The sequence below is a fragment of the Pusillimonas sp. NJUB218 genome (assembly GCF_003788685.1).
In the GTDB taxonomy this organism is placed as follows: Bacteria; Pseudomonadota; Gammaproteobacteria; order Burkholderiales; family Burkholderiaceae_B; genus Neopusillimonas.
Genome location: NZ_NQMK01000002.1, coordinates 24,734 through 47,703 on the forward strand (window position 1 = coordinate 24,734; position 22,970 = coordinate 47,703).

General features: G+C 57.3%; 17 protein-coding genes and 1 tRNA gene. 8 read left to right on the top strand and 10 right to left on the bottom strand.

The window, feature by feature from the left end; all coding sequences use genetic code 11:
* Nucleotides 1-996, top strand: coding sequence for a M23 family metallopeptidase (locus CHR62_RS02730; RefSeq protein ID WP_233574842.1), 996 nt, complete (start codon nucleotides 1-3; stop codon nucleotides 994-996).
* 47 nt (nucleotides 997-1,043) lie between these two features.
* Nucleotides 1,044-3,785 carry a preprotein translocase subunit SecA gene (secA, locus tag CHR62_RS02735; protein WP_123659960.1) on the top strand — a complete coding sequence of 914 codons (2,742 nt, stop codon included), beginning with the start codon at nucleotides 1,044-1,046 and terminating at the stop codon, nucleotides 3,783-3,785.
* 128 nt (nucleotides 3,786-3,913) lie between these two features.
* On the opposite strand, the gene mgtE is transcribed toward secA, so the two are convergent.
* Genes mgtE through CHR62_RS02750 form a run of 3 tightly spaced genes read right to left on the bottom strand, consistent with a single transcriptional unit; the run spans nucleotide 3,914 to nucleotide 7,488 of the window.
* Nucleotides 3,914-5,401: a magnesium transporter gene (mgtE, locus tag CHR62_RS02740; protein ID WP_123659961.1), complete on the bottom strand. Its 1,488-nt coding sequence runs from the start codon at nucleotides 5,399-5,401 to the stop codon at nucleotides 3,914-3,916.
* A 15-nt stretch (nucleotides 5,402-5,416) separates the two neighbouring features.
* Entirely contained in the window at nucleotides 5,417-6,613 is a 1,197-nt protein-coding gene (locus CHR62_RS02745; RefSeq protein ID WP_123659962.1) for a M20 aminoacylase family protein, read from the bottom strand.
* A complete protein-coding gene (locus CHR62_RS02750; protein ID WP_093970592.1) occupies nucleotides 6,610-7,488 on the bottom strand; it encodes an inositol monophosphatase family protein in 879 nt (292 codons plus the stop codon). The genes CHR62_RS02745 and CHR62_RS02750 overlap by 4 nt, the downstream gene beginning before the upstream one ends.
* 80 nt (nucleotides 7,489-7,568) lie before the next feature.
* Here CHR62_RS02750 and CHR62_RS02755 point away from each other — a divergent pair, with 80 nt between their 5' ends.
* The 3 genes from CHR62_RS02755 to CHR62_RS02765 all read left to right on the top strand — a co-directional run bounded on the left by CHR62_RS02755 (nucleotide 7,569) and on the right by CHR62_RS02765 (nucleotide 11,971).
* Complete coding sequence (locus CHR62_RS02755; protein WP_123659963.1) at nucleotides 7,569-9,374, top strand: FAD-dependent oxidoreductase; 1,806 nt, start codon at nucleotides 7,569-7,571, stop codon at nucleotides 9,372-9,374.
* A gap of 172 nt (nucleotides 9,375-9,546) precedes the next feature.
* On the top strand, nucleotides 9,547-11,760 hold the full coding sequence (locus CHR62_RS02760; RefSeq protein ID WP_123659964.1) for a glycoside hydrolase family 31 protein: 2,214 nt from the start codon (nucleotides 9,547-9,549) through the stop codon (nucleotides 11,758-11,760).
* Nucleotides 11,761-11,895: 135 nt separating this feature from the next.
* Nucleotides 11,896-11,971, top strand: a tRNA-Lys gene (locus tag CHR62_RS02765).
* A 208-nt stretch (nucleotides 11,972-12,179) separates the two neighbouring features.
* On the opposite strand, the gene CHR62_RS02770 is transcribed toward CHR62_RS02765, so the two are convergent.
* The 3 genes from CHR62_RS02770 to CHR62_RS02780 all read right to left on the bottom strand — a co-directional run bounded on the left by CHR62_RS02770 (nucleotide 12,180) and on the right by CHR62_RS02780 (nucleotide 14,733).
* On the bottom strand, nucleotides 12,180-12,884 hold the full coding sequence (locus CHR62_RS02770; protein WP_123659965.1) for a hypothetical protein: 705 nt from the start codon (nucleotides 12,882-12,884) through the stop codon (nucleotides 12,180-12,182).
* Between the two features lie 89 nt (nucleotides 12,885-12,973).
* Nucleotides 12,974-13,681 (bottom strand): N-acetylmuramate alpha-1-phosphate uridylyltransferase MurU, encoded by a 708-nt coding sequence (gene murU / locus CHR62_RS02775; protein ID WP_093970597.1) that lies wholly within the window; start codon nucleotides 13,679-13,681, stop codon nucleotides 12,974-12,976.
* Nucleotides 13,681-14,733 (bottom strand): aminoglycoside phosphotransferase family protein, encoded by a 1,053-nt coding sequence (locus CHR62_RS02780; protein WP_093970598.1) that lies wholly within the window; start codon nucleotides 14,731-14,733, stop codon nucleotides 13,681-13,683. The genes murU and CHR62_RS02780 overlap by 1 nt, the downstream gene beginning before the upstream one ends.
* A 139-nt stretch (nucleotides 14,734-14,872) precedes the next feature.
* On the opposite strand from CHR62_RS02780, the gene CHR62_RS02785 reads away from it, so the two are divergent.
* Genes CHR62_RS02785 through rsmA form a run of 3 tightly spaced genes read left to right on the top strand, consistent with a single transcriptional unit; the run spans nucleotide 14,873 to nucleotide 19,562 of the window.
* Nucleotides 14,873-17,293: an LPS-assembly protein LptD gene (locus tag CHR62_RS02785; protein WP_370318035.1), complete on the top strand. Its 2,421-nt coding sequence runs from the start codon at nucleotides 14,873-14,875 to the stop codon at nucleotides 17,291-17,293.
* On the top strand, nucleotides 17,290-18,774 hold the full coding sequence (locus CHR62_RS02790) for a peptidylprolyl isomerase (protein WP_370318037.1): 1,485 nt from the start codon (nucleotides 17,290-17,292) through the stop codon (nucleotides 18,772-18,774). The genes CHR62_RS02785 and CHR62_RS02790 overlap by 4 nt, the downstream gene beginning before the upstream one ends.
* 17 nt (nucleotides 18,775-18,791) lie before the next feature.
* Nucleotides 18,792-19,562, top strand: coding sequence for a 16S rRNA (adenine(1518)-N(6)/adenine(1519)-N(6))-dimethyltransferase RsmA (gene rsmA / locus CHR62_RS02795; RefSeq protein ID WP_123659966.1), 771 nt, complete (start codon nucleotides 18,792-18,794; stop codon nucleotides 19,560-19,562).
* A 98-nt stretch (nucleotides 19,563-19,660) separates the two neighbouring features.
* Here rsmA and CHR62_RS02800 read toward each other — a convergent pair whose 3' ends face one another.
* Genes CHR62_RS02800 through CHR62_RS02815 form a run of 4 tightly spaced genes read right to left on the bottom strand, consistent with a single transcriptional unit; the run spans nucleotide 19,661 to nucleotide 22,968 of the window.
* Complete coding sequence (locus tag CHR62_RS02800) at nucleotides 19,661-20,890, bottom strand: nucleoside recognition domain-containing protein (protein ID WP_123659967.1); 1,230 nt, start codon at nucleotides 20,888-20,890, stop codon at nucleotides 19,661-19,663.
* Nucleotides 20,891-20,925: 35 nt separating this feature from the next.
* The gene (gene gloA, locus CHR62_RS02805) at nucleotides 20,926-21,321 is read right to left on the bottom strand and encodes a lactoylglutathione lyase (RefSeq protein WP_093970602.1); all 396 of its coding nucleotides are present in this window, start codon (nucleotides 21,319-21,321) and stop codon (nucleotides 20,926-20,928) included.
* Between the two features lie 11 nt (nucleotides 21,322-21,332).
* Nucleotides 21,333-22,253 (bottom strand): M48 family metallopeptidase, encoded by a 921-nt coding sequence (locus tag CHR62_RS02810; RefSeq protein WP_123659968.1) that lies wholly within the window; start codon nucleotides 22,251-22,253, stop codon nucleotides 21,333-21,335.
* A complete protein-coding gene (locus CHR62_RS02815; RefSeq protein WP_123659969.1) occupies nucleotides 22,240-22,968 on the bottom strand; it encodes a 1-acyl-sn-glycerol-3-phosphate acyltransferase in 729 nt (242 codons plus the stop codon). Before CHR62_RS02815 ends, CHR62_RS02810 begins: the two co-directional genes overlap by 14 nt.
* Nucleotides 22,969-22,970 lie beyond the last annotated feature (2 nt).

Below are 22,970 nucleotides of genomic sequence, written 5' to 3' on the forward strand. Positions count from 1 at the left end.
ATGACAGTTGTGAAAGAATTGAAGTCTGAAAAGCAAGACCCCGTCAGTGCGCATTCTAGCGCCAAAGACAAACGGCTTTGGGTTTGGGTGCCGGCGGCGCTTGCCCTGATGGTAGGCTCGGCAGGCGCTGGGGCCTGGGGTTACGCACAATTGGCTCAGGCCGACAGCGTGATGCCTACGCACAGCATGCCGCAGAACTATCAGGTCGCTGCGCGCGACAGCGGATTGCTGCGCGCTAACCTGGGGCAGTTGGCCGCAAAGGTCGGCGAGCTTCAGGCGCGGGTTATTGAAATGAACGGGGTGAGCAAGCGGGTTGCGCAGGCGGCAGGTGTGTCGTATACCGACCCGGAAGTGCAAGCGAGCCTCGAAGAGGGGGTGCATGTGCTTGATGAGCCGGGCGGGCTGGCTGTGCCTTACGAGTCTGCTGAAACCCTGGGGCGCGAATTGGACTTGCTGGAACGCCGGCTGGCCATGCAGCGAGACAGTTTTGCCATGCTTGACCTTGTCATGACAAAGCGTGCGGGGATCGAGGCCAGCATGCCTTCTTACTCACCTGTTAATTATCCTTATCTCAGTTCGTCGTACGGCTGGCGTCGTCACCCGATATCGGGGCGTCATACGATGCACGAAGGGCTGGATTTTGCAGCGCCCCATGGTGCGCCTATTTATGCGGCCTCTGGCGGTGTGGTGACCTTATCGGGTAATCAGCCCGGTTACGGTAAAACCATCGAAATTCAGCACGGTCACGGTTTGGTAACCCGATACGCGCATGCGTCGCAGCTCGGCGTCAAGGTTGGTGACCTCGTCGAAAAAGGTCAGAAAATCGGGAAGGTGGGTTCTACGGGTCGTTCTACGGGCCCGCACTTGCATTTCGAAGTCAGAATCGGCGGCCACCCGCTTGATCCACGACTTTTTTTAAGCCAGCCTGAGGTTGAGAAAACCCTTGTGGCCAGTGCAGATGACGACGTCAAAAACGTGCGTTCTCAGGTGCGTTAAACTGTATTGTTTTCCTGCGGCGCGGCCGCCAACTCATACGAAGAACTATGGTTTCTCTGCTTAAAAAGCTTTTAGGTTCCCGCAACGACCGGATCCTCAAACAGTATCGAAAGCTGGTCGGGCAAATCAATGCCCTCGAACCGTCGCTTCAGGCGCTGTCCGACGACGAGCTCCGGGAAAAAACAACCCAGTTCAAAGCGCGGTTGGCCGAAGGTAAAACGCTCGACAGCTTATTGCCGGAAGCATTTGCCGTGGTTCGCGAAGCCAGCAAGCGTGTTTTTGGCATGCGGCACTTCGATGTCCAGATGCTCGGGGCTATTGCCTTGCATAACGGCAAAATTGCCGAGATGCGCACTGGCGAAGGTAAAACCCTCATGGCCACCCTGGCGGTTTACCTGAATGCCCTGGCGGGTAAGGGTGTTCATGTGGTTACCGTGAACGATTACCTTGCACGTCGCGATGCCGGCTGGATGGGACGTTTGTATAACTTCCTGGGGCTGTCTGTGGGCGTTGTCGTGCCCCAGCAAGAAAACGACGAAAAAATTGCAGCATATGCCGCTGATATTACGTACGGCACCAACAACGAGTTCGGCTTCGATTACCTGCGCGACAACATGGAGTATCGCTCAGAAGATCGGCGTCAACGTGGCCTGAATTTCGCGATTGTCGACGAGGTCGACTCGATTCTTATCGACGAAGCTCGTACGCCGTTGATTATCTCCGGTCAGGCCGAAGATCACACCGATCTTTACATTCGCATGAATGCGGTACCGCCCATGATGGTGCGCATGGCCTCCGAGCCAAAGCCCCACGAGCCGGAGCCGGAAGGCGATTTCTGGGTCGACGAAAAAGGCCAGCAGGTGCACTTGTCTGAGTCGGGCATGGAGCACGCCGAAGAGATCTTGTCGCGCATCGGTTTGCTCCCCGAGGGCGAGTCTTTGTACGACCCGCGTCATATTTCTCTTATTCACCATTTAATGGTTGCGTTGCGGGCGCACAATTTGTTCCATCGCGACCAGCATTATGTGGTGGCCGACGACGAAGTCGTTATCGTCGACGAGTTCACCGGTCGCCTCATGGCGGGCCGTCGCTGGTCCGATGGTCTGCACCAGGCAGTCGAGGCCAAGGAAGGCGTAAAGATCCAGAACGAAAACCAGACACTGGCTTCCATTACGTTCCAGAACTATTTCCGTATGTACGAGAAGTTGTCGGGCATGACGGGTACCGCCGATACCGAAGCCTACGAGTTTCAGGAAATTTACGGTCTTGAGACCGTACTGATCCCGACCAATCGTCCTATGCTCCGTATCGACCAGAACGATCAGGTGTTCAAAACTGACGACGAAAAGTACAACGCCATTCTGGCCGACATCAAAGACTGTCAAGAGCGTGGTCAGCCGGTGTTGGTCGGTACGACCAGCATCGAAAACTCAGAGCGCCTGTCGACCTTGCTGGGTAAGGCCGGGCTGGTTCACGAGGTGCTGAACGCCAAGCAGCACGCGCGCGAGGCCGAAATTGTTGCCGAAGCAGGTAAGCCGGGTCGTATTACCATCGCCACCAATATGGCAGGTCGGGGTACCGATATCGTGCTCGGCGGCAGCATCGACAAGCAGGTCGATCTGATCCGTGCCGATGAATCATTGTCTGAAGACGAAAAGCAGGCTCGCGTCCAGCGGGTCAAGCAAGAGTGGCAACCCCTGAACGAGCAAGTTAAGACAGCAGGGGGTTTACGTATTATTGGTACCGAGCGCCACGAGTCACGGCGAATCGACAACCAGCTGCGTGGCCGTGCCGGTCGTCAGGGTGATCCCGGTTCTTCGCGTTTTTACTTGTCCCTCGAAGACTCCCTGATGCGGATTTTTGCAGGCGATCGCGTGCGTGCCATTATGGAACGTTTGCGTTTGCCCGAGGGCGAGCCTATCGAAGCGCGCATGGTGTCTCGCTCCATCGAGTCTGCACAGCGCAAGGTAGAGGCACGTAACTTCGATATCCGCAAGCAGTTGCTGCAGTTCGACGACGTATCCAATGATCAGCGCAAAGTGCTTTATGCTCAGCGCAACAATGTGCTCGACGCAGCGGATGTCGGCGACACGGTGGTCAATTTGCTCAATGCCACCATCGTGGAAACGTTCCGCGCCTATGTGCCTGAAGAGTCAGTCGAAGACCAGTGGGATATCGCCGCGTTGCAGGCAACGCTCGAGTCCGACTGGGCTATTGTCCTGCCCTTGGCCGATATGCTCGAGAAAGAGCCCAATCTTACCGATGAGGATCTGCTAGAGCGCGTGCAGGCCGAAGCGCTGCGGTTGTATCAGGCCAAGGTTGAGCTTGTCGGTCGCGACAACTGGGCGCCGTTCGAACGCTCGGTGCTGCTCCAGGCCATCGACACCAACTGGCGTAACCACTTGTCAGCCCTCGATCACTTGCGTCAGGGTATTCATTTGCGGGGTTATGCTCAAAAAGATCCTAAGCAAGAATACAAACGCGAAGCCTTCGAGCTATTTTCCGATATGCTCGACCGGGTGCGTACGGAAGTGGTTCGGGTATTGATGACTGTACGTATTCAAACGCCCGAGCAAGTCGAGGTTGCCGAGCCCGAGCCGTCTGGCGTGGGTAGCGTCACCTACCATCACTCCGACTATGATGCCGCACTTAGCGGTACAGACCCTGGCTTGGAAGAAGAGCCTGCGTCGATGGGGGCGTTGGGTGGTGTACCTAAAGTAGGGCGAAATGATGCGTGCCCTTGCGGTAGCGGTAAAAAGTACAAGCACTGCCACGGCAAGTTAAGTTAACGCGCGGTCAGGCTAATAAATTACACCCCAAGAGCTGGAGGCTAATCCAGATTTTGGGGTGTTTTTTTATGGCGATATGTGAAGGGGCGTTGTGCAGTGGCAAGGCTTTTAGGGCCTGTCACCCTAGCTTAGAGCAGAAACAAAGACGCCAGGCCCAGGAAAATAAAGAAGCCTAACGAGTCGGTGGCAAAGGTGAGCAGCACCGAAGAGCCCATGGCGGGGTCTTTGCCGAAGCGGTCGCGCAGCACCGGGATAAGTACACCCAGCGCGGCACCAATAAGCATGTTGCCGATCATGGCGATCATCATGACCAGAGCAATGGCCCATTCGCCGGAAATCCACCAGGCAAAGCTGGCGGCGACCAGACTGCCGCAAGCGCCCACCATGAAGGTGACTTTTAACTCGCGTTGGACCAGTCGCCAGGCCGAAGAACCGGTGACGCGCCCCATGGCCAGCGCCCGGATGACCATGGTCATGGTTTGGTTGCCCGAGTTGCCGCCGATACCGGCGACGATGGACATCAAAAACGCCAGAATGACAATGTGGCTGACGGTGTCTTCGAAGCGGGACGCGACGAATGACGCGACCGATGCGGTAATCAGATTGACCAGCAGCCAGGGTGCGCGGTTGCGGATGGCGCTGACCACCGGCGCGAACATGTCTTCTTCTTGCAGACCGGCACGAGACAGTGCCTGCTCTTGTGAGTCTTCTTGAATCACGTCAACCACTTCGGCGATGGTGACACGACCGATCAAGCGGCCCTGGTCGTCGATGACGGGGGCCGAGACCAGATCGTAGCGTTCGAAAGCCCCTGCCGCATCGGCGTCGGAGTCGAGCGGGTTGAGCGTGAGAAAGTCGGTATGCATGACCTCTTTCACATCGACTTCGGGTTCGCTGACCAGTAATCTTGAAACCGGTAAAACGCCTTGCAGCTTGTCTTGCCGGTCGACCACAAAGATCTGGTCGGTGTGGTCGGGGAGCTCTTGCAGGCGGCGCAGGTAACGCAACACGACCTCAAGCGAGACATCTTCGCGCACCCGGACCATTTCGAAGTCCATGATGGCGCCCACCGTGCCTTCGGGGTAACCCATGGCCTCGATGAGTTGCGCCCGCTCTTCGTCGGTCAGCCCTTTTTGGACTTCGGCAACGACGTCGGGTGGCAGATCGGCGACCAGGTCGGCGATCTCGTCGGCATCCATCGCCTCGGTGGCGGCCACGAGGTCTTTGCGGTCCATCGACTTGATGAGAGACTCACGCGCCCAGTCATCGATTTCGAGCAGAACGTCGGCGTCGAATTCGGGGTTGACCAGTTGCCAGACGGCCTGGCGCTCGTCGACGGGCAGGGATTCGAGAATGAAAGCAATATCAGACGGATGCAGGTCGTTGATAATGTCTTTGATTTCGCTTTCGTGCTGACGATGCAGAATCCCTTCGAGCAGGTTGGATTTGTCGTCTTCTTCGTACTGGCGATGCGCGAGGGCCTCGACAACTTCTTGTCGTTTCAGGATGCCCTGAAGCTTTTGCAGCGCTTGCTGGGCGTCTTCGGGGTCGAGGCGCCGCGGGATGATGATGGGCTCGTTGACGGGTTGCTGTGCGGGAGGTGGTGTTTGCTGCATGGGTAGGCGCGACCTTCAGTTGGCCTGGCGAAGCCAGCGGCAAGCCAGTTCGACCCAGTAGCTGGCCCCGATGGGCAGCAGATTGTCGTTGAAGTCGTAGCTCCCGTTGTGCAGCGTGCAAGGCCCAAGACCGTGGCCCTTGGTGCGATGGTCGCCGTCGCCGTTGCCTATCCAGACATAACAGCCCGGCTTTTCTTTGAGCATGAAGGCGAAGTCTTCGGCGCCCATAGAGGGTCGGATGTCTTGAAATACCAGGTCATTGCCGACGATGTCGCGAGCCACGTCGGCGCAAAGAGCCGCCTCTGCCGCGTGGTTGACCGTAGGCGGGTATTTTCGGGCAAAAACAAAGTTTGACGCGCAGTTGAAGGCTTCAGCCGTGTGCCTGATGATGTCGTCCATGCGTTGTTCGATAAGGTCGAGTGCAGCTTCGGACAGCGTGCGTACCGTGCCTCGAATTTCGGTGGTGTCGGGTATGACGTTGTCGGCGGTGCCGCCATGAATTTGCGTCACACTTAAGACGGCTGGCTCGAGTGGGTCGAGGTTGCGGGTAATCGTGGTTTGCAGCGACTGCACAATTTGTACGGCCGCCATGATGGGGTCGTTGCCCAAGTTTGGCATGGCGGCATGGGCGCCTTTGCCTTGTAGGGTGATTTCGAAATTGTTGCTGCCGCCCATGATGGGGCCTGGGATGACCCCGAAACTGCCCGCAGGCATGCCGGGCCAGTTGTGCATGCCGAATACGGCATCGATCGGGAACAGGTCGAACAGGCCATCGTCGATCATGCGTTTTGCGCCGCTGAAGCCTTCTTCTGCAGGCTGGAAAATGACATATACCGTACCCGGGAAATCGCGACTTTGTGCGAGATATCGGGCTGCCGCCAACAACATGGCTGTATGACCATCGTGGCCACAGGCGTGCATTTTGCCGTCGTGTTTGCTGGCATGCGCAAAGCTGTTGGTTTCTTGCATGGGCAAGGCATCCATGTCGGCGCGCAACCCTACAGCTTTACCCGGTCTGTTGCCTGTAATGGTGCCAACGACCCCTGTAACGCCCAGCCCACGGTGTACCGGGATCTCCCACTTTGAGAGTAGCTCGGCCACGACATCGGCCGTACGGAACTCTTCGTAGGCCAGTTCGGGGTGTGCGTGGATGTCGCGACGAATGGCGGCGATTTCGGGTTGCCAGCTGACCAAAGGTTCGACAAGCTTCATGATGTTTGCCCGGATTGACTGGATGGATTGGATGACGCGAGTTTGCCTTGGGCCAATTGCTGCATGGGCTGGGCCAACCGCTTGTTGGCTGCATAGATATTGCCGCCAATAGGCCACGGGGTATGGCCGTTGATGTCGTCGGCCACGCCGCCGGCTTCACGGACCAGCAGGGTGCCTGCGGCGACATCCCATGAGGCCAGGCCCATTTCCCAGTAGCCGTCGTAGCGGCCGCACGCTGTCCAGGCCAGGTCGAGCGCCGCCGAACCAAAGCGCCGAACCCCGCGGGTATTGTGCATGGCCTGGGTTAGCGTGGGCATGTACGAGTCGTAGAAACTGAAGTCGCGAAAGGGCAGGCCTGTGGCCAACAAGGCTTCGGTCAGCGTGTCGGTATGCGAGCAGTTAATACGATGACCGTTTAGCCATGCGCCACTGTCGTGTAGTGCAGTGAAAAGCTCTTCGCGGCACGGGTCGTAGACGACCCCGATGACCGGCGTATCTTGGGTCAGCGCGCCCACGCCTGGCAATTGCGTGCCAATGTGCGCGACCAGGGCAATAGAAACGGCGTAATGCGGGATGCCATGCAGAAAGTTGGTTGTACCGTCGAGCGGGTCGATGTACCAGGTGGCCAGGCCGTTGACGTCGCCGCCGGTTTCTTCAGCCACAATGCCAAATTGTGGTGTGTCGGTTTTAAGAACCTCTAAAATGGCTAGCTCTGCTTCGCGGTCGGCCTGCGATACGAGGTCGTTACGGGCCTTTTTGTCGATGATCAGGTCTTGTCGACGATGCGCATACGACTGCAGTATTGCAGCGCCAGCGCGGGCTGCGCGCACAGCGGTCTCGAGGTTTTCGCCAAGGTGGAGTGATTGTGTATTCATGCCGATTTTTACTGTTGCCTTCGACCTATAAGTTTACGCAACATTATGCGTGCCGTCTCTGACAGAATTAATAAAACGTAATGAGTGATTCTCCCTGCAGCCTGGCAATACCGACGCAGGCATGGTTGTCGGCAAGCGGCTTACCGGTCGGGTGGCGGGGGCGTTCGTCATTTACGGTGTGCGACACAGCGTTCGGCGCCGGGCATCGATTCATTTCAACCTGGTCGACTTGGCGTAGCGATGCGAATCGTTCTGAGCGATTGCATTACGTGGGATTTTGCCCGGCCGACGTCAACCCGGCTGGCGACCCATGGCTTTTTGCGTCCGACGATGAGGCAGCGTGTCATGAAGCGCTGCGCGTTGCGCAATCTGTCTATGCGCCGTTGCCGGGTGTCAGTCGCCTCGATTTTGAGGGTGGGGCGGTCACATTGACCCTGTTCCACATGCCGCTTTGGAAGGCGCTGATGCAGGCCGAGGCCCGTGTTGATCATTATTTTGTCGATGCGATGCTGGCCACCGTCGGTGCGCAAACCGGTGGGTATTCCCCTTACGGGCAATTGGCCCGCATGGCGGCACGCGAGGCCAGTGTGGCATTGCCGGCCGTCGATGTTTCCAGTGATCTCGGAAAAGGACTCAAAAAGGCAGGGTTTATTGTGCCGACGGCAAGCGGCGATCTTGCTGAGGTTTGTGTGGCGAGGTTGCGCCCCGGCATTTTTCATGGCGCCCATCTTGCGTTCCCCGAACAGGGCAGAGCCTTGTCTGTGGCGCCGGTGATGGTCATTGGCGGCGGTATTGCCGGGGCCGCTGTCGCATGGGCGTTTGCCTCCCGGGGTCGTAAGGTAAATATTATTGATCCTGCTTTTTCTCGATCAGCACAAGGAGTTCACGCAGGGCATCTGGCGGCAGCGGCCACACCGGTGGTCTCGCGCGACGACGATTACCGGGCGCGTCTGACGCGGTCAGGCGTTCGTCTGGCGTGGCAGCGCTGGCAAGCGCTCGCGGCCGACGCCAGGCCGCTTCAAACCGGGACGCTCGGTTTGGCCGGTGATGCCGATGAGGTTGATCGTGTGCGTGCGGCGCTGGAAGGCGGAGGCTTTCCCGCGGGCTGGGCCCGCTGGCAAACTTCGCTTGCCGCATCGCTTGCCGCGGCTGTGCCTTTGTCGGTGCCGGGGGTATTGTTTGCCGATGGTTTGCTCATCAGACCAGGGGCGCTGATCGCCGCACTAACGTCATCGCCACTTGTGCAGCGCATTTCGGCCGCTGGGCACCGGCTTGAGCGGGCCGATGATGGGGGCTGGTTGCTGCGCAGCGCCGGTGATCATGTCCTGGCTCAGGCTGCCACCGTAGTTGTGGCGAATGCCGCTGGTGTGGTCCCTTTCTTGCAACGCAGTGGGTTGTTGGATCGGGCGCCGCGATTGCGGCAATTGCAGGCTATTGCGGGCCAAGTCAGCTACTTCGACACACAGCGCACTGCCGCCAATCCGAACGTAGTGATTGACGGCCCCGGCTATTGGCTGCCATCGGTCGATGGAGTTAATGTGGCCGGCGGGACTTACGCATTGGGTGCTGAAACGCCCGCTGTGACGCAGGCAGGCCACGACGATATCATTGAAAAGTTGGGCGCGTTTTTGTCGGCAGAAACAATACAACGATTACCTGATGCGGTCGTAGGCGGGTGGTCGGGCTGGCGGGCGGTGGTGCCCGGTAGGTTGCCCGTTGTGGGTGAGCTTTTGGGGGCAAACGGCGTTTGGGTGGCCTGCGCGTATGGGTCCAGGGGGTTGAGCTGGGCGGCGCTTGCTGCCGAAATTATCGCTGCGTCGGTCTGTTGCGAACCGCTGCCACTAGAGCGCGAACTGTTGATGGCCATTGCGCCTGGCAAGCGTTAAAAGTTGCATCGGTTAGTGATAACGGCCCCATAATATGCCGGGTCACCAGAAAATCGGTGTCTTGAGTGGCGGGATTAGGTCGAAAAACAAGAAACGATTTTGTTTTATAGCGTAAATCCGTCAAAATAACGTCTTTTGAATGCTTTGAGGCTTTAAGCCCAGGGAATGCGCTGTGTCGCCAAAGTCTGACCTTGAAAACGTGAAGCCCATCGATCTTCTGAAATTTATAAGCGCAAAATCAACGACGGTTGATTTTCAGATCGCCGATACCGATTCGTATCTGCGCATCGAAGCCCATGCGCCGGGCGTGTTCCGCCTGCAGTGCGGCGCGCTGGCATTGCTGTCACCCGAAAAGCCGTCCGCGCGTGCCGTGCGACACGCCGAGATGTTGCTGGTGCGCCCCGAGCCCGTAAGCGAGCTTGCGGTCAGCTCAGTGCTCGATGGCGGTGGCAACGCATGGTGCATCGAGCAGGGCGATATTTCGCTTGAAATCCAGTCCAACGGCTGCTGGTCGTTACTGCGGGGCGAGCACCTGCTGCTTGCTTCTGGTACACCAGCGCTAGCGCAATGTGGCACCGATGCGGGCCTTGTCTGGCATGCCCACTTCGAGCTCGATGATGAAGAGTCATTATTCGGCTTGGGCGAAACCGCTGGCGACTTCGACCGCAGAGGACAAACACTGATCAGTGACTTGCCCGATAGCCGCGCACTGCCGTTGTTGTGGTGCCCGACCGGTTGGGGGGTGTATGCCAATACGCTTTCGCGTGTTTGTCACGACCTGGGCGATACCGATCCTGGGCTGTATACGCTGGCACTTCACGACGATGTCCTCGATGTGTTTCTGTTTGCGGGTGATCCGTCCGAAATTCTCAACCAATACACTGCCCTGACAGGGCGTGCAGGCCAGCCCGGCCTGTGGCCCATGGGCGTCTGGCTTGATCAGGCGCCGGGTCAATCCACTGCTGAACTGCTGTCGGTGGCACGCAAGCTTCGCGACGCCGCTTTTTCGTTTGATGCGGTTCGTCTCACGGGTCCGGCACCTTACGGGTTTCAGGCCGACAAACCGGTTTTCGAGTGGGACGCCGGGCGCGTGCCCGACCCGAAAGCCTTGATTGCCGAATTTGCAAAACTGAATGCGCAAGTGGCTGTGCCTACCTTCCCGGGTGTGCTAGCCGATACCGTATTGTTCGAAGAGTGGGAAGACCGCGGTTGGTTACTGATCAATGACGACGACGGCAATGCGCATGTCTTTGACGGCACGCCGGCCAGCGCCGGGCGACCGTTCGGTTTGCTTGACCTGACCAATAAAGATGTCTATAAGGCCTGGTCCGAACGTCAGCGTCAGGTTTTTGATGATGGCATCGGCGCCCCAGTGTGCGACGCGCAGTTTAATATCCCAGACGGCATTACGGCACGCGGGGGCGAGTCCGGGGCGCAGCTTCGAGTTGTCTACCCCTTGCTGGCTCGCCGTGCCTTGTTCGATGCCGTAGCGGGTCACAAGACACCGCAAGAAGGCGTGGTGTTCAGCAACGACCTTTTCCCTGCGGTGCAGCGGTTTGCGTGGCAGTCGGGCCCAGCGGTTTCCAACGATTGGGCGGGCTTTGAGCGTTCGCTGCGTACGGCGCTTTCGGTTGGGGCCAGCGGCGTGCCGGTGCAAATGCATGCGTTGGGCAACGCGGCGGCATCTGTGGCCAACCTGACACCAGAACTTTACGTGCGTTGGTTGGCCACGTGCGTGTTCTCGGCTAATTTCAGTTTTCAGGCGACAGAGGCTTTGTTGCCGCAGGCGTTCGATGCCCAGACACAGGCGTTGGTTAAACATTGGTTGCAGTGGCGCTATCGTTTGGTGCCTTACGTGCTTGGCATCATCGAAGATGCTGTGCGTACAGGTTTGCCGGTTCAACGCACGATGGCCATGGTGTTTCCCGATGATGTCGTTGCCCATGCTTGGGACACCCAATATATGCTGGGGCCGGCATTGCTGGTTGCGCCCGCAACGCAGCCTGGTCGCCAGGTAAAAGTGTACTTGCCCGAAGGGGCCGCCTGGTGGGATCTGAACACGGGGTGGCGCTACGAGGGCGGGACAACGCTGTTGGTCGATGCCGGGCTTGATACTTTGCCGGTATTTGGTCGCGAGGGGCAAATGCTGTGCTTGGGGCCGGTGGCGCCGCATACCTCCGAATTCAATTCAGCACGTTTGCTCGAAGAGGTCTGGTTGTTTGGTATGCCCGAGCATAGCCCTGCCGTTATGCGCAATAAGATTCGAGTCATGCAGATGCAAGGGTCCAGTTATATCAAGGGTCTTGAAGGCTTGAAAATCTTGCCATCCGAGGGCCTTGAGGTAAAACGTCGCGGCGCCGAAGTACGAATCTCAAGAATGAGGTAAACTAGCGCCCTTCGGAAATAAAACGACGTTTTTTTGTCGCCATGTTTTCCGGAGTAAAAACCAAAAAAATTTAAAATTTCTTGGTTTTTATTTGACAGACCGATAAAGTTTATGTCATAATTTAATTCTTCGGTCGGGTTGGTAGCTCAGTCGGTAGAGCACCGGACTTTTAATCCGTTGGTCCTGGGTTCGAATCCCAGTCAACCCACCACAAAATTCAAAGGGCCGCGTCCAAAAGACGCGGCCCTTTTCGTTTGCGCGCTAGCCGTGGTTGCACGCTTTGCATCCATTGCCGCGGGGCACGTTCGCTTTGGCACAGATGGGGCGCTGCCTGCTGAAAAAAAAGCGCCGGGAAACCGGCGCTTTTTTTATGTGGAGGTCGCGTTGCAGCGGGCGGTTGTATAGCCCGATAGACGGATTTAGCGTGTTACCCGAATGGTACGCGTTGCCGCCAGCTTGTCGGCCTGGTCGCGAATACGTATCGTGACTTGTACAGGCGTAAACGCGCGTGGCAGTTCGGCGGCCCCTGTTAGGGCCGTGTAGTGGCCGATTTCTACTGTGCTGACGGGTATATCGACCGTGGTTGAGTGCCCGTTGGGGTAGCGTCCTTCAACGGCGAAATCCATCTTGCCTTGAAATGCTGGCGCTTCGGCGCTGTTTTGCATGACCAGCAGCTTGTAGGCCAGCTGGCCATTGACAAGGGTAAAGTCGGCAGCCCGTATGCCCGGTGATGTGCCGCGAGGGTCGGCCGGCACCGCATCTGCAAGCACTTGTAGGCTTTCGCTAAGTTGCTTGTAGTTTTTTTCAGCGCTGTCGGCCCGCACTGTCTGTTTTTCAAGTGCGCTACGCAACTCGTCGAGTTCGTGAGTTTGGCGGTCAACCTGTGTTAGCAGGCGCTGTTTGTCCAGATTTGTGCTGTTTAGATCCTGGCGAAGCTGGTCGGCTTGTTCGACCGTCAGCAAGGTCGGGCCGTAGCTTTTTTGTATAAACAGCAGTCCGCCGGACCCCAACACCACACCGGTCAGCATCAAAATCAGCCAGCGTGGCACGCGGCGTTTTTTGCGCGTTGAGCCATAGGGCGTGGGTTTGAAAGCTGTGCGTTTAGAGGAACCGAATAGTGCCATGTTTTACTTCCTGTGATTGGCAGACGTGATATCAAGGGCTTCGGGCACGGTGCTTGCGCCCGCGCCAGAGTGTGTTTACGTGAGTGAGCTCAACCCCGTGGTTGAGCGACCAGTTGCTGCTCAAGTGCAGCCAGCCGTTCGGGTGTGCCAACGTCGACCCAAGCGCCATTGTAATGCGTGCCGATGACTTGTTGCTTTGCCATGGCAGCCCGCAGCAAGGGCGCCAACGGTGCGGGTTGGTTAACAGGCAACTCGTTGAACAGCGCGGGGGCGTAAACACCTATGCCGGAAAACGTAAGCTTACCTGTAATGCCGTCTGAAGGGTCGGGACGAATGTGGCCGTTTGTTTCAAGATAAAAGTCGCCTTGAGGGTGGTGGTCGGGGTTGTTGACCAACAGCAGCCAGGCTTGTTTGCTTTGCCCGGATAATTGATCGGCCATATGTTGGGCCGATTCAAATGGCCAGTTGCACCATACGTCGCCATTAACAACCAGAAAGGGAGCTTCGCCCAGTAGAGGCAGCGCTTTGGCAATGCCGCCAGCGGTTTCTAGGGCAGTGGGCTCGGGCGAATACTGAAGGTGCGCACCCAAGGCATGACCTGTTCCTAGCGCAGCTTCTATTTTATGGCCAAGCCAGGCATGATTAATGACGATTTGCGTTATGCCGGCCTTGACCAGACGTTCGATGTGCCATTGGATAAGCGGCTTGCCCGCAACGCTCAGTAACGGTTTGGGCGTGTGGTCAGTAAGCGGCCGCATGCGTTCGCCACGGCCCGCCGCTAAAATCATGGCACGCATCAGAATGTATAACCTTCTATGACTTTGCGGTTTTCAAGCCGGTCGAGCATACGCAGCAAGGGGATGAAGACCCCGTAACGCGAGGCTACCTGGCGCACGTAATTGCTGACGCGCGGCATATGATCTAGGTAGTGGTGTTTGCCGTCGCGGTGGGATAAGCGGGCGAAGACCCCCATAATGCGCAAATTGCGTTGCAGGCTCATCCATTCGTAGGCCCGATGGAAGTCGGCAAAGTCGGCGGCGATGGGCAGGCCGGCTTTGCGTGCCATTTCCCAGTATCTGATCGCCCAGTCGAGTTGTTGCGGCTCTTCCCAGGTGGTGCGGGCATCCATGACCAGCGATGCGATGTCGTAGGTAATGGGCCCTGCCAGGGCGTCTTGATAGTCGATGATCCCGGGGTTGGCGCCGTAGCGTGCCTCGGTACACAGCATCAGGTTGGGTGAGTGGAAGTCGCGATGGACCAGTACCGTACCCTGCTTGACGTTGTCCTCGAGTAGTGTCTCGAAAATGACCGAAAGTTGCTGCGACTCTTTTTCGGTGAGTTCAGCTTTGCAGTGCCGGGCGACGAACCATTCGGGGAAAACAGAAAGTTCTTGCTGCAAACGGCTTTTGTCGTAGGCGGGCAGGTTGGTAGTTTGGGCCCCCTGCATTTGCACCAACGCCGCCAAGGCTTCGCGATAACGCAGCTGAAGTTCGGTATCGCTCAGGCCCGACTGTATGGCTTGGTAATAAGTTTGTGGGCCCAGGTCTGACAGCAGCAAAAAGCCTTGGTCGATATCTTGCGCCAGAATCGATGGCACGTTAAGGCCGGTATCGCGGAGCAAGGACGTTACGTGTATAAAAGGGCGGCAATCTTCGTTGGGCGGGGGAGCGTCCATGACAACCAGCGTGCCGTTGCGCGCCTGCAGACGGAAATAACGACGGAAACTGGCATCGGCCGAGGCTGTTGCCAGGGTGTCGAGGTCAAGGCCGTGTGCTGGCGCAAGTGCCTGTAGCCAGCTTTTTAGTGCATTCAGGCGGGTTTGATCATGTGTATGCAGCGATGAGTTCATTGGGCAGACAATAAAGTGTCGAGTCAAGTTATAGTGTCGTGATCTTCGGCAGACCGGCTTCTCCTATAATACCGGGTTGCAAATATTTGTTGCGGCCTGGTGGCCAAAATCATAATCCGTTTTCTGGGGCGATACTCTCGTGCGTTTTGTTGGGTGGGCAGTTCTTTTGGCGATGACCAGCGTGTCGGCAGCACAGGCCAGCGGGCGTGACGCCACCATGCCTGTGCCCAAGCTAACCATTACCGAAATACCAGCTGAGGCGCAGCCCCAGTTGGCCGAATCAAGTCAGTTGCGTGTACATGGTGGCCTTAAAGACGACGACAAAACGTCATTCATTGTGGCTGATCAGGTCGAAACCGACCCAGACGGCAAGTTGACCCTGACGGGCAAGGCCCAGGTGCGTCGCATCGATTCCGTGGTCAAGGGTGACCGCATCGATTACCAACGCAATACCGGACAGGTCGACGTCTGGGGCGATGGCATGATGATGCGTGATGGCAACATCATCCGTGGCCCCGAACTGCATTACAACTTCGACAGCGATACCGGCGAAATCACTACGCCCGATTTCTGGCTGGGCGCGGGGGGCGGCTCCGGTACTGCCGAGCGCGCGCAAATATTCAGCCGATCGCAGATGCGGCTTACCGACATGACCTACGCGGCCTGTCCGTGCCCCGATCCGGCCTGGTACATATCGGCCCCTCGGGTCGACTTCGATACCGAAGAAAATGAGGGTGTGGCCCGAAATGGCGTGCTGTACTTCAAAGGGGTGCCTATCCTGGCGTCGCCTTATTTGTCGTTTCCGCTGCGCAAAGAGCGGAAATCCGGTTTTCTCATCCCCAGTTATGGCGGGTCCAGTAATTCGGGCTATGAATTCGCGCTACCGTATTACTTTAACCTTGCACCTAACTACGACTTGACCGTCACGCCGCGCTATATGTCGAAGCGGGGCGTTCAATGGGGCGCTGATTTCCGTTACCTGGGGCAGTCGTACACCGGCCAGTTGGCCGGTTCTTACCTGGCCAACGACAAAGAAACGCAAAACAAGCGCTGGATGTATTCGTGGCAGCATACCCAGACGTTCGGGCACGGGTTCTACGCGTCGGCTGACATCAATGCGGTGTCCGATGACAACTACTTTCGCGACTTCTCTACGATTGGCATTAACCAGGCTTCAATCGATTACCTTCCGCGGATATTGACGGTAGGGTGGGCCGGCAGCCCGTATTGGTCGGCAACGGTTCAGCATTACACCTATCAAACCCTGCAAGACACAACTGGGGGTGCGGCTTATCGTACGCCGCCCTACAACAAAGAGCCCGAACTTAATATTGTCGGCGCGCGCTACAACTGGAACGGGCTCGACATGGTGTCTTCAAACTATGTCACCCGGTTTGTATTGCCGCGTTACGACGGCGGCGGTTACGCCGGTTATGTCGATGGGCAGCGACTCGGGCCTGACGGCACGCGCTTCAAGTCGTACAACACGGTGGCCTTGCCCATCGTGCGCTCGGGTTGGTACGTGACCCCCAAAGTGGGCGTACATTTAAGCCAGTACAACACCGAGTGGTATACCCCCAGCCAGTACGGCGCCACAGGGTATAGCTCTTATCCCCGCACGCAGTCGCGGGTCGTGCCCATCATGTCTCTTGATTCCGGCATGACCTTCGAGCGCGATGCCAGCTTTTTCGGGAAGGCTGCCGTTCAGACGCTCGAGCCTCGTTTGTATTACCTCCGGGTGCCTTATCGCGATCAATCCAGTATTCCGGTATACGACACCGGTGTGGCCACCTTCAATTTTGGGCAAGCGTTTGACGAAAACTACTTCAGCGGTGGCTGGGATCGTATCGCCGACGCCAATCAGCTGACCCTTGGTTTGACGTCACGCTGGCTGGATGCGAATTCGGGTGTCGAACGTCTGTCGTTGTCGGTTGCTCAGCGACGCTATTTTGCCGACAGGCAGGTAACGCTGCCCGGTGGCAAGCCCCGGGTAGACCAAAAATCTGATTATCTGGTGGGTGTATACGCTGCGCTTACCGACAAACTCAATGTGCGCTTCGATGCGCAGTTCAATCCCGAATCTAACGAGCGCAATCGTATGACGGCGGGCTTGCGTTGGCACCCCAAGCGCCTGGCGACATTGTCGGCCACGTATCGCTACGAGCGCGATCCAGAGCAAATCAGCAACCCCAACGGGTTCAATATTCCAGGCTACATCGACCGCTCCAAAGAAAATCTGGTCGTGTCTACACAGTGGCCACTGACGCAAAAAGTTTATGCCATGGGGCGTGTCGATTATTCCATCCAGGAAAAGCGTTCGACACAAACCATTATGGGGCTTGAGTACAAAGGCGATTGTTGTTGGGCAGCGCGTGTGGTGTTCCAGCGGTATTCGGTGTCGCTGGGCGACAAAAATACCGCGCTGTTCCTGCAACTCGAGCTGACTGGCCTAGGGTCGCTGGGTACTGACCCGCTGAATTTCCTGGGTCGAAACATTCCGGGTTACGAGCCGGTCACGCCGCCGATACCCAACAAAACCACCTTCGAGAGGTACGAATAATGCGTTGTGTGCACATCAATCGCCGGCTTGCCGTGCTGATGATTCCGGTTGTCGGGCTGTTTTCTTGGCCCCAGGCGGGCAGCGCCCAGCCAAGGTCAGCCGCAGCCCCTGCTGCCGCGCCGCAGCCACAACGTTTTGCCGACGGCATCGCCGCTGTGGTCAACAAGCAAGTGATTACGTTGCAGCAGGTCGATGCCGAAGTACGGGTAGCGCGTAAGCAGCTTAAGGCCCAAAACATTCAGGTGCCTGACGACGAAATTTTGCGTCGCCAGGTGTTGCAGCGCATGATCACCGAAACCTTGGTGCGTCAGGAAGCCGAGCGGTTGCGCATTGACGTTACCGATAAGCAGCTTCAAGAGGCTGTGAGCTCTGTTGCGCAGCGTAACAACATGACCAAAGAAAAGCTCCGAGCCGAGATCGAAAAAACCGGCGTGGCCTGGTCTTATTATCTTGATTCTTTGCGTCAAGAAATGTTGACCGACATGGTGCGTCAGCGTGCTGTCGACAGCCGTATTGTTGTTTCCGATGCCGAGGTCGATGCTTTTTTGAACAGCCAGGGCCGTTCGGGTAATTTATTGGGCGGCGCACAGCGTGGCGCGGCGGCGCAGCAAACGGTACCGCGCGAGCTGGGCTTGGCCCAGATTTTGGTTCAAGTTCCAGAAGGCGCATCGACACAGCAAATTCAAGACCTGCGGGCTAAAGCCGAAAGCTTGCTGGCTCGCGTGCGCGGGGGTGCCGATTTCGCCAGTGTGGCAGCGGCCTCATCCGATGGCCCCGAAGCCCTCGAGGGCGGCAATATGGGTGTACGCCCCACCGAGGGTTGGCCAGACATCTTCTTGCGTGCTGTCAGCAACGTGGCTACCGGCGCCGTCAGCGACATCGTTCAAAGTGGCAACGGGTTCCATATTCTCAAGGTCACCACGCGCGGCCCCGAACCGGGGCAGTCGCAAGCTGCCAGCGCAGGGGTACCTCAACCTCAGCAAGAAATGTTTGCACAAGAAGGGCCCATGATGGTGACCCAGACGCGTGCGCGCCATATTCTTATCAAGATCGATCAGGTCACCTCCGAAGAGCGTGCGCTCACGCGTATTCGCGATTTGCGTCAGCGTATTGTCATGGGTGAAGATTTCGCCGAAGTCGCACGTCGCTCTTCTGACGATGCATCCGCGCCTGAGGGCGGCGACTTGGGCTGGTTGACGCCGGGTGAAACTGTACAACCCTTCCAGCAGGCTATGGATGGGCTGCAACCGGGGCAAATCAGTGAACCCGTGCTGACGCAATTTGGCTGGCATATTATTCAGGTCGAAGAGCGTCGGACACGCGACATGGAAGACGAGTTCAAACGCATGCGTGCGCGTCAGGCATTGTTCGAGCGTCAGGCCGGCCCGGCATTCGAAGACTGGTTAAGCCAGATTCGCAGCCAAGCCTACATTGACAACCGTCTGGTACCACGCGCCAGCAACAACCGTTTTAACCGATAGGCGGCACAGAACCGGTTATGGCGCAACATCAGGCCCGCAAACGTTTCGGCCAGAATTTTCTGGTCGATGCTTCAGTCATTGAGTCAATTGTTCGGGCAATCGCGCCTATGCCTGCTGAGCGCATTGTCGAGATTGGCCCGGGGCTGTCTGCTCTGACGGGGCCGTTGCTTCAGGCGCTCGATCATCTTACGGTCATCGAAATCGATCGTGATTTGGCTGCGCGGCTACGCAACCGCTACCCAGCAGGCCGCTTGACGGTGATTGAGGCCGACGTCCTTACCGTAGATTTTTCGACGCTGGGCAGTGGTCTGCGTGTTGTAGGAAATCTGCCCTACAACATCTCCAGTCCGTTGCTTTTTCAGCTCATGAATTATGCTGATCACATTATTGATCAGCACTTTATGTTGCAACGCGAGGTTATCGACCGCATGGTCGCGGCACCCGGCTCATCCGACTATAGCCGCCTGACCGTCATGCTGCAGTCGCGATATCGCATGGAAAAGCTCTTTGATGTTCTGCCCGAGGCGTTCGACCCCCCGCCACGCGTTGTGTCGGCGATTGTGCGTATGGTGCCCTTGCCGGCCGACAGGCCGCAACCAAAAGATCAGGCATTGTTCGAGCAGGTCGTGACCAAGGCATTTGGCCAGCGTCGCAAAATGTTGCGCCGAAGCCTGTCAGATTGGTCGGGGCGCATTCGGTGGGACGAGCTAGGTATACCCGAAACGGCACGCGCTGAAGATCTTTCAGTCGCGCAGTTTATGGCGTTGGCCGATTCGCTGGTTGGTTAAACAAGCGCGCCTGGAGACGCACAGCTGGCGCTGTCAGGCAGCATGCGCGGTGACGTTAGGCGTGCTGTCTTAAAGCAAGGCTTCAGCAGGGCCTCTGGTTAGCCGAAAAACCAATAGCAAACCGCAATGGCTGCGGTAATTCCGGCTACATCGGCGACCAGCGCACAGCCTACCGCATGCCTGACGCGTTGAACTCCCACCGCTCCAAAATAGACGGCCAGTACATAAAATGTGGTCTCGGTACTGCCCTGTACGGTGGCGGCCAATAAGCCCTGGAAGCTGTCAACGCCAAAGTGCTGCATGGTTTCGAGCATCATGGCGCGCGAGGCACTGCCCGAAAAGGGCTTGGTTAACGCCGTAGGCATAGCGTCGATAAACCTCGTATCGAGCCGGCCAGCATCTGCCAGCCAGCGTAATCCGTCAAGTAACGCATCAAGAGCCCCTGAGGCCCGCATCACGCCTATGGCACATAGCATCGCTACCAAGTACGGCAGCAGGCTTTTTGCCACATCAAACCCTTCTTTGGCGCCTTCGATAAATGCATCATAAACCGGCACTTTTTTCCAGGTGCCAGCAATCAAAAATGCAATGATTAGGCTGAACAGCGTCAGGTTGCCCATGAGTGACGACAGCGCGGCCATTGCTGTCGCGCTGAGGGTGGCCAGAAAGGCCATGAACAGGCTGAGTGCGACGATTATCGACCCCAGCCATAGCAAAAGAACGGGATCAGTCAGTTTGATGCGTTGTACCGCGATGACCGCCAGCAAGCCCGCCAGCGAAGAGGCGGCTGTGGCCAGCAAAATAGGTAAGAAGACTAGGGAGGGATCTGGGGCGCCTTGTTGGGCGCGGTACATGAAAATGGTAACGGGCAACAACGTCAACGACGAGGTATTGAGCACCAGAAAGAGGATTTGTGCGTTGGTGGCTGTGTCGGGACGGGGGTTCAGCGTTTGCAGCGCACGCATGGCTTTCAGGCCAATGGGGGTTGCGGCGTTGTCCAGGCCTAAGCCGTTCGCAGCAAAGTTCAGGGTGATCAAACCCAAGGCGGGATGGCCCCGGGGTACACCGGGCATGAGGCGCGCAAACAATGGGCTTAGCCAGCGCGATAATACGTCAACCAAACCCGCCGCTTCGGCAATACGCAGAAAGCCCAACCAGAGCGTCAAGGTGCCAAACAGCAGCACCATGATATTGACGGATAGTTCGGCCATGCCGAACAGGCTTTGCACGATGCGTGCAAAGACGTCGGGGTCGGCCAGGACCAGCCAATGGTAAAGGCCGCTGGCAGCACCGATTAAAAAAAAGGCCAGCCAGAGTGTGTTCAGCATGGTGACTGCGCAGGGGTGAGCATACTCGTCAGGACTTAATCCTGGCGACCCTTGCGTTCGATCAGTTCAATTTTGTAGCCGTCCGGATCTTCGATGAAAGCGATAACTGTGGTGCTGTGTTTCATGGGGCCGGCTTCGCGGACGATCTTTCCCCCTCGCGCACGAATTGCGTCACAGGTGGCGTAGGCGTCTTCGACCTCAAGGGCAATGTGACCATAGCCTGTACCCAGGTCATAGTGGTCAGTGTCCCAGTTGTGGGTCAGTTCAATTACGGCACCTTCGTCTTCGGGCTGATAGCCCACGAACGCCAGGGTGAATTTGCCTTCGGGATAGTCTTTCCTGCGCAGCAGTTTCATTCCCATGACTTCGGTGTAGAACGCCAAAGATTGATCAAGATTGCCGACGCGCAGCATGGTGTGCAACATACGCATAACAGGTCTCCTTAGAGCAAAGGTAGTGAGGCTGGATCGTGGCCACGTAAAAAGTCACGTGCCGATTTAAATGGAGGACAAAGCCGCTCGACCTCCTGCCAGAAGTCGCGGCTGTGATTCATGAACCGCAAATGGGCCAGCTCGTGGGCGATGACATAGTCGATGATGGCCGGTTCGAAATGAACCAGGCGCCAATTGAGCATAATATGCCCCGCCGAGTTGCAAGAGCCCCAACGGGTAGCGGCGGCAGACAAGCGCCATTGTTTGGGCATAACGCCAAACTTTGCATGAAAGTCGTCAAGGCGCAAACCAAACCAGTGCCGGGCGCGTGCCTGAAGCCAGGTATCTACGCTGTCGCGAATACGGGTGTGGTCGGCGTGGGTGGGCAAGTTAAGATGCAATACATTGCCGGGCGCCGGCTGCAGGTCGTTACCCTCGAACTGATGGGGTGCTGTGCCTGGATGGCCGAGCGCCAGTGTGATTTGCCTGCCCAGATACGCGATCTGCCCGCCGCCGCGCCACTGGGTTTGAGCCATTGCCAACCGTTGCTTGCGGTTTTGGTAATGGGCCAGCTTGGATAAGATCCAGGCAGCTTTCTGGACCACGGCATCGTCGATTTGCCCCAAACCGACCCATTGAGGAGCCGTAACGCGCAAGCCATCATCGGTAATTTGCAAACCGATGCTTCGCCGTTTGGATCGAACCAGTGTAAAACCGATCGCTTGATGGGGGGTGTCGATTTCGCGCCATTTTGCGCCCGGGGGGAGCGAGGGCGGCGGTTCGGTTTTGATTTGGGTGCTGCGGTTGGGGGTGCTGTGCCTGGAAGGCGTTATTAGGTCGTGGGTCGGCCCAAGCGTGCCGCCAAATGCCGCAGGCGTTTCCGAGAGGGCATAGCCCGCGTCAAAGAGCGGCAACTGCTCAGTTTTTGCCATATCGCTCCGGATTCAACACACGCATTTCCGATTCAATCCAATCTTGCACTTTCTGGTTTAGCGTATCGGCATCCAGGCCGGTGCTGTCGATGGCGGGGCCGATAGAAACTGTGATGAGTCCTGGCTTTTTAATGAAGGCGTTTCGGGGCCAGCACTCACCAGCGTTCAGGGCAACCGGAATAACGGGGGCGCCGGTTCGGGTAGCCAAAATGGCGCCGCCCGATTTGTAGCGGCCCGTTTTTCCCGGGGCTATTCGGGTGCCTTCAGGAAACAATACGGGCCAGCGCCCCTCTTGCAGACGAAGCTTGCCAACCTTGACCACTTGCTCGAAGGCGTCGCGGCCTTTTGCTCGATCGATCGGGATCATTTTTAATAGCGCCAGACCCCAGCCAAAAAAGGGAACACGATGCAGCTCTTTTTTGTAAACAAAACAGGCTTGACGCGGTAAATAAGCCGGCAGAAAGAGCGTTTCCCAGGCGGATTGGTGTTTAGAGAGGATGATGGCAGGACCGTCGGGGAAGTGTTCTGCCCCTTTGATTTCCCAGCGTATGCCGACGATGACGCGGGCCCCCCATACCGCCAGCCGGGGCCAGCCCATGGTCAGCCGGTAACGCCATTTAAGCGGTAACGGCGACCAAATTAGGCATGCAAATGCATAAGGAATGACCGTGACGATCAGGAACAGCATGTAGAGTGCAGAGCGGATACCGGCCATGA

What these genes read in the sequence shown, in the direction of transcription:
- CHR62_RS02730 (WP_233574842.1), top strand. Translation starts at nt 1, where the DNA reads ATGACAGTTGTGAAAGAATTGAAGTCTGAAAAGCAAGACCCCGTCAGT.
- secA (WP_123659960.1), top strand. Translation starts at nt 1,044, where the DNA reads ATGGTTTCTCTGCTTAAAAAGCTTTTAGGTTCCCGCAACGACCGGATC.
- mgtE (WP_123659961.1), bottom strand. Translation starts at nt 5,401, where the DNA reads ATGCAGCAAACACCACCTCCCGCACAGCAACCCGTCAACGAGCCCATC.
- CHR62_RS02745 (WP_123659962.1), bottom strand. Translation starts at nt 6,613, where the DNA reads ATGAAGCTTGTCGAACCTTTGGTCAGCTGGCAACCCGAAATCGCCGCC.
- CHR62_RS02750 (WP_093970592.1), bottom strand. Translation starts at nt 7,488, where the DNA reads ATGAATACACAATCACTCCACCTTGGCGAAAACCTCGAGACCGCTGTG.
- CHR62_RS02755 (WP_123659963.1), top strand. Translation starts at nt 7,569, where the DNA reads ATGAGTGATTCTCCCTGCAGCCTGGCAATACCGACGCAGGCATGGTTG.
- CHR62_RS02770 (WP_123659965.1), bottom strand. Translation starts at nt 12,884, where the DNA reads ATGGCACTATTCGGTTCCTCTAAACGCACAGCTTTCAAACCCACGCCC.
- murU (WP_093970597.1), bottom strand. Translation starts at nt 13,681, where the DNA reads ATGCGTGCCATGATTTTAGCGGCGGGCCGTGGCGAACGCATGCGGCCG.
- CHR62_RS02780 (WP_093970598.1), bottom strand. Translation starts at nt 14,733, where the DNA reads ATGAACTCATCGCTGCATACACATGATCAAACCCGCCTGAATGCACTA.
- rsmA (WP_123659966.1), top strand. Translation starts at nt 18,792, where the DNA reads ATGGCGCAACATCAGGCCCGCAAACGTTTCGGCCAGAATTTTCTGGTC.
- CHR62_RS02800 (WP_123659967.1), bottom strand. Translation starts at nt 20,890, where the DNA reads ATGCTGAACACACTCTGGCTGGCCTTTTTTTTAATCGGTGCTGCCAGC.
- gloA (WP_093970602.1), bottom strand. Translation starts at nt 21,321, where the DNA reads ATGCGTATGTTGCACACCATGCTGCGCGTCGGCAATCTTGATCAATCT.
- CHR62_RS02810 (WP_123659968.1), bottom strand. Translation starts at nt 22,253, where the DNA reads ATGGCAAAAACTGAGCAGTTGCCGCTCTTTGACGCGGGCTATGCCCTC.
- CHR62_RS02815 (WP_123659969.1), bottom strand. Translation starts at nt 22,968, where the DNA reads ATGGCCGGTATCCGCTCTGCACTCTACATGCTGTTCCTGATCGTCACG.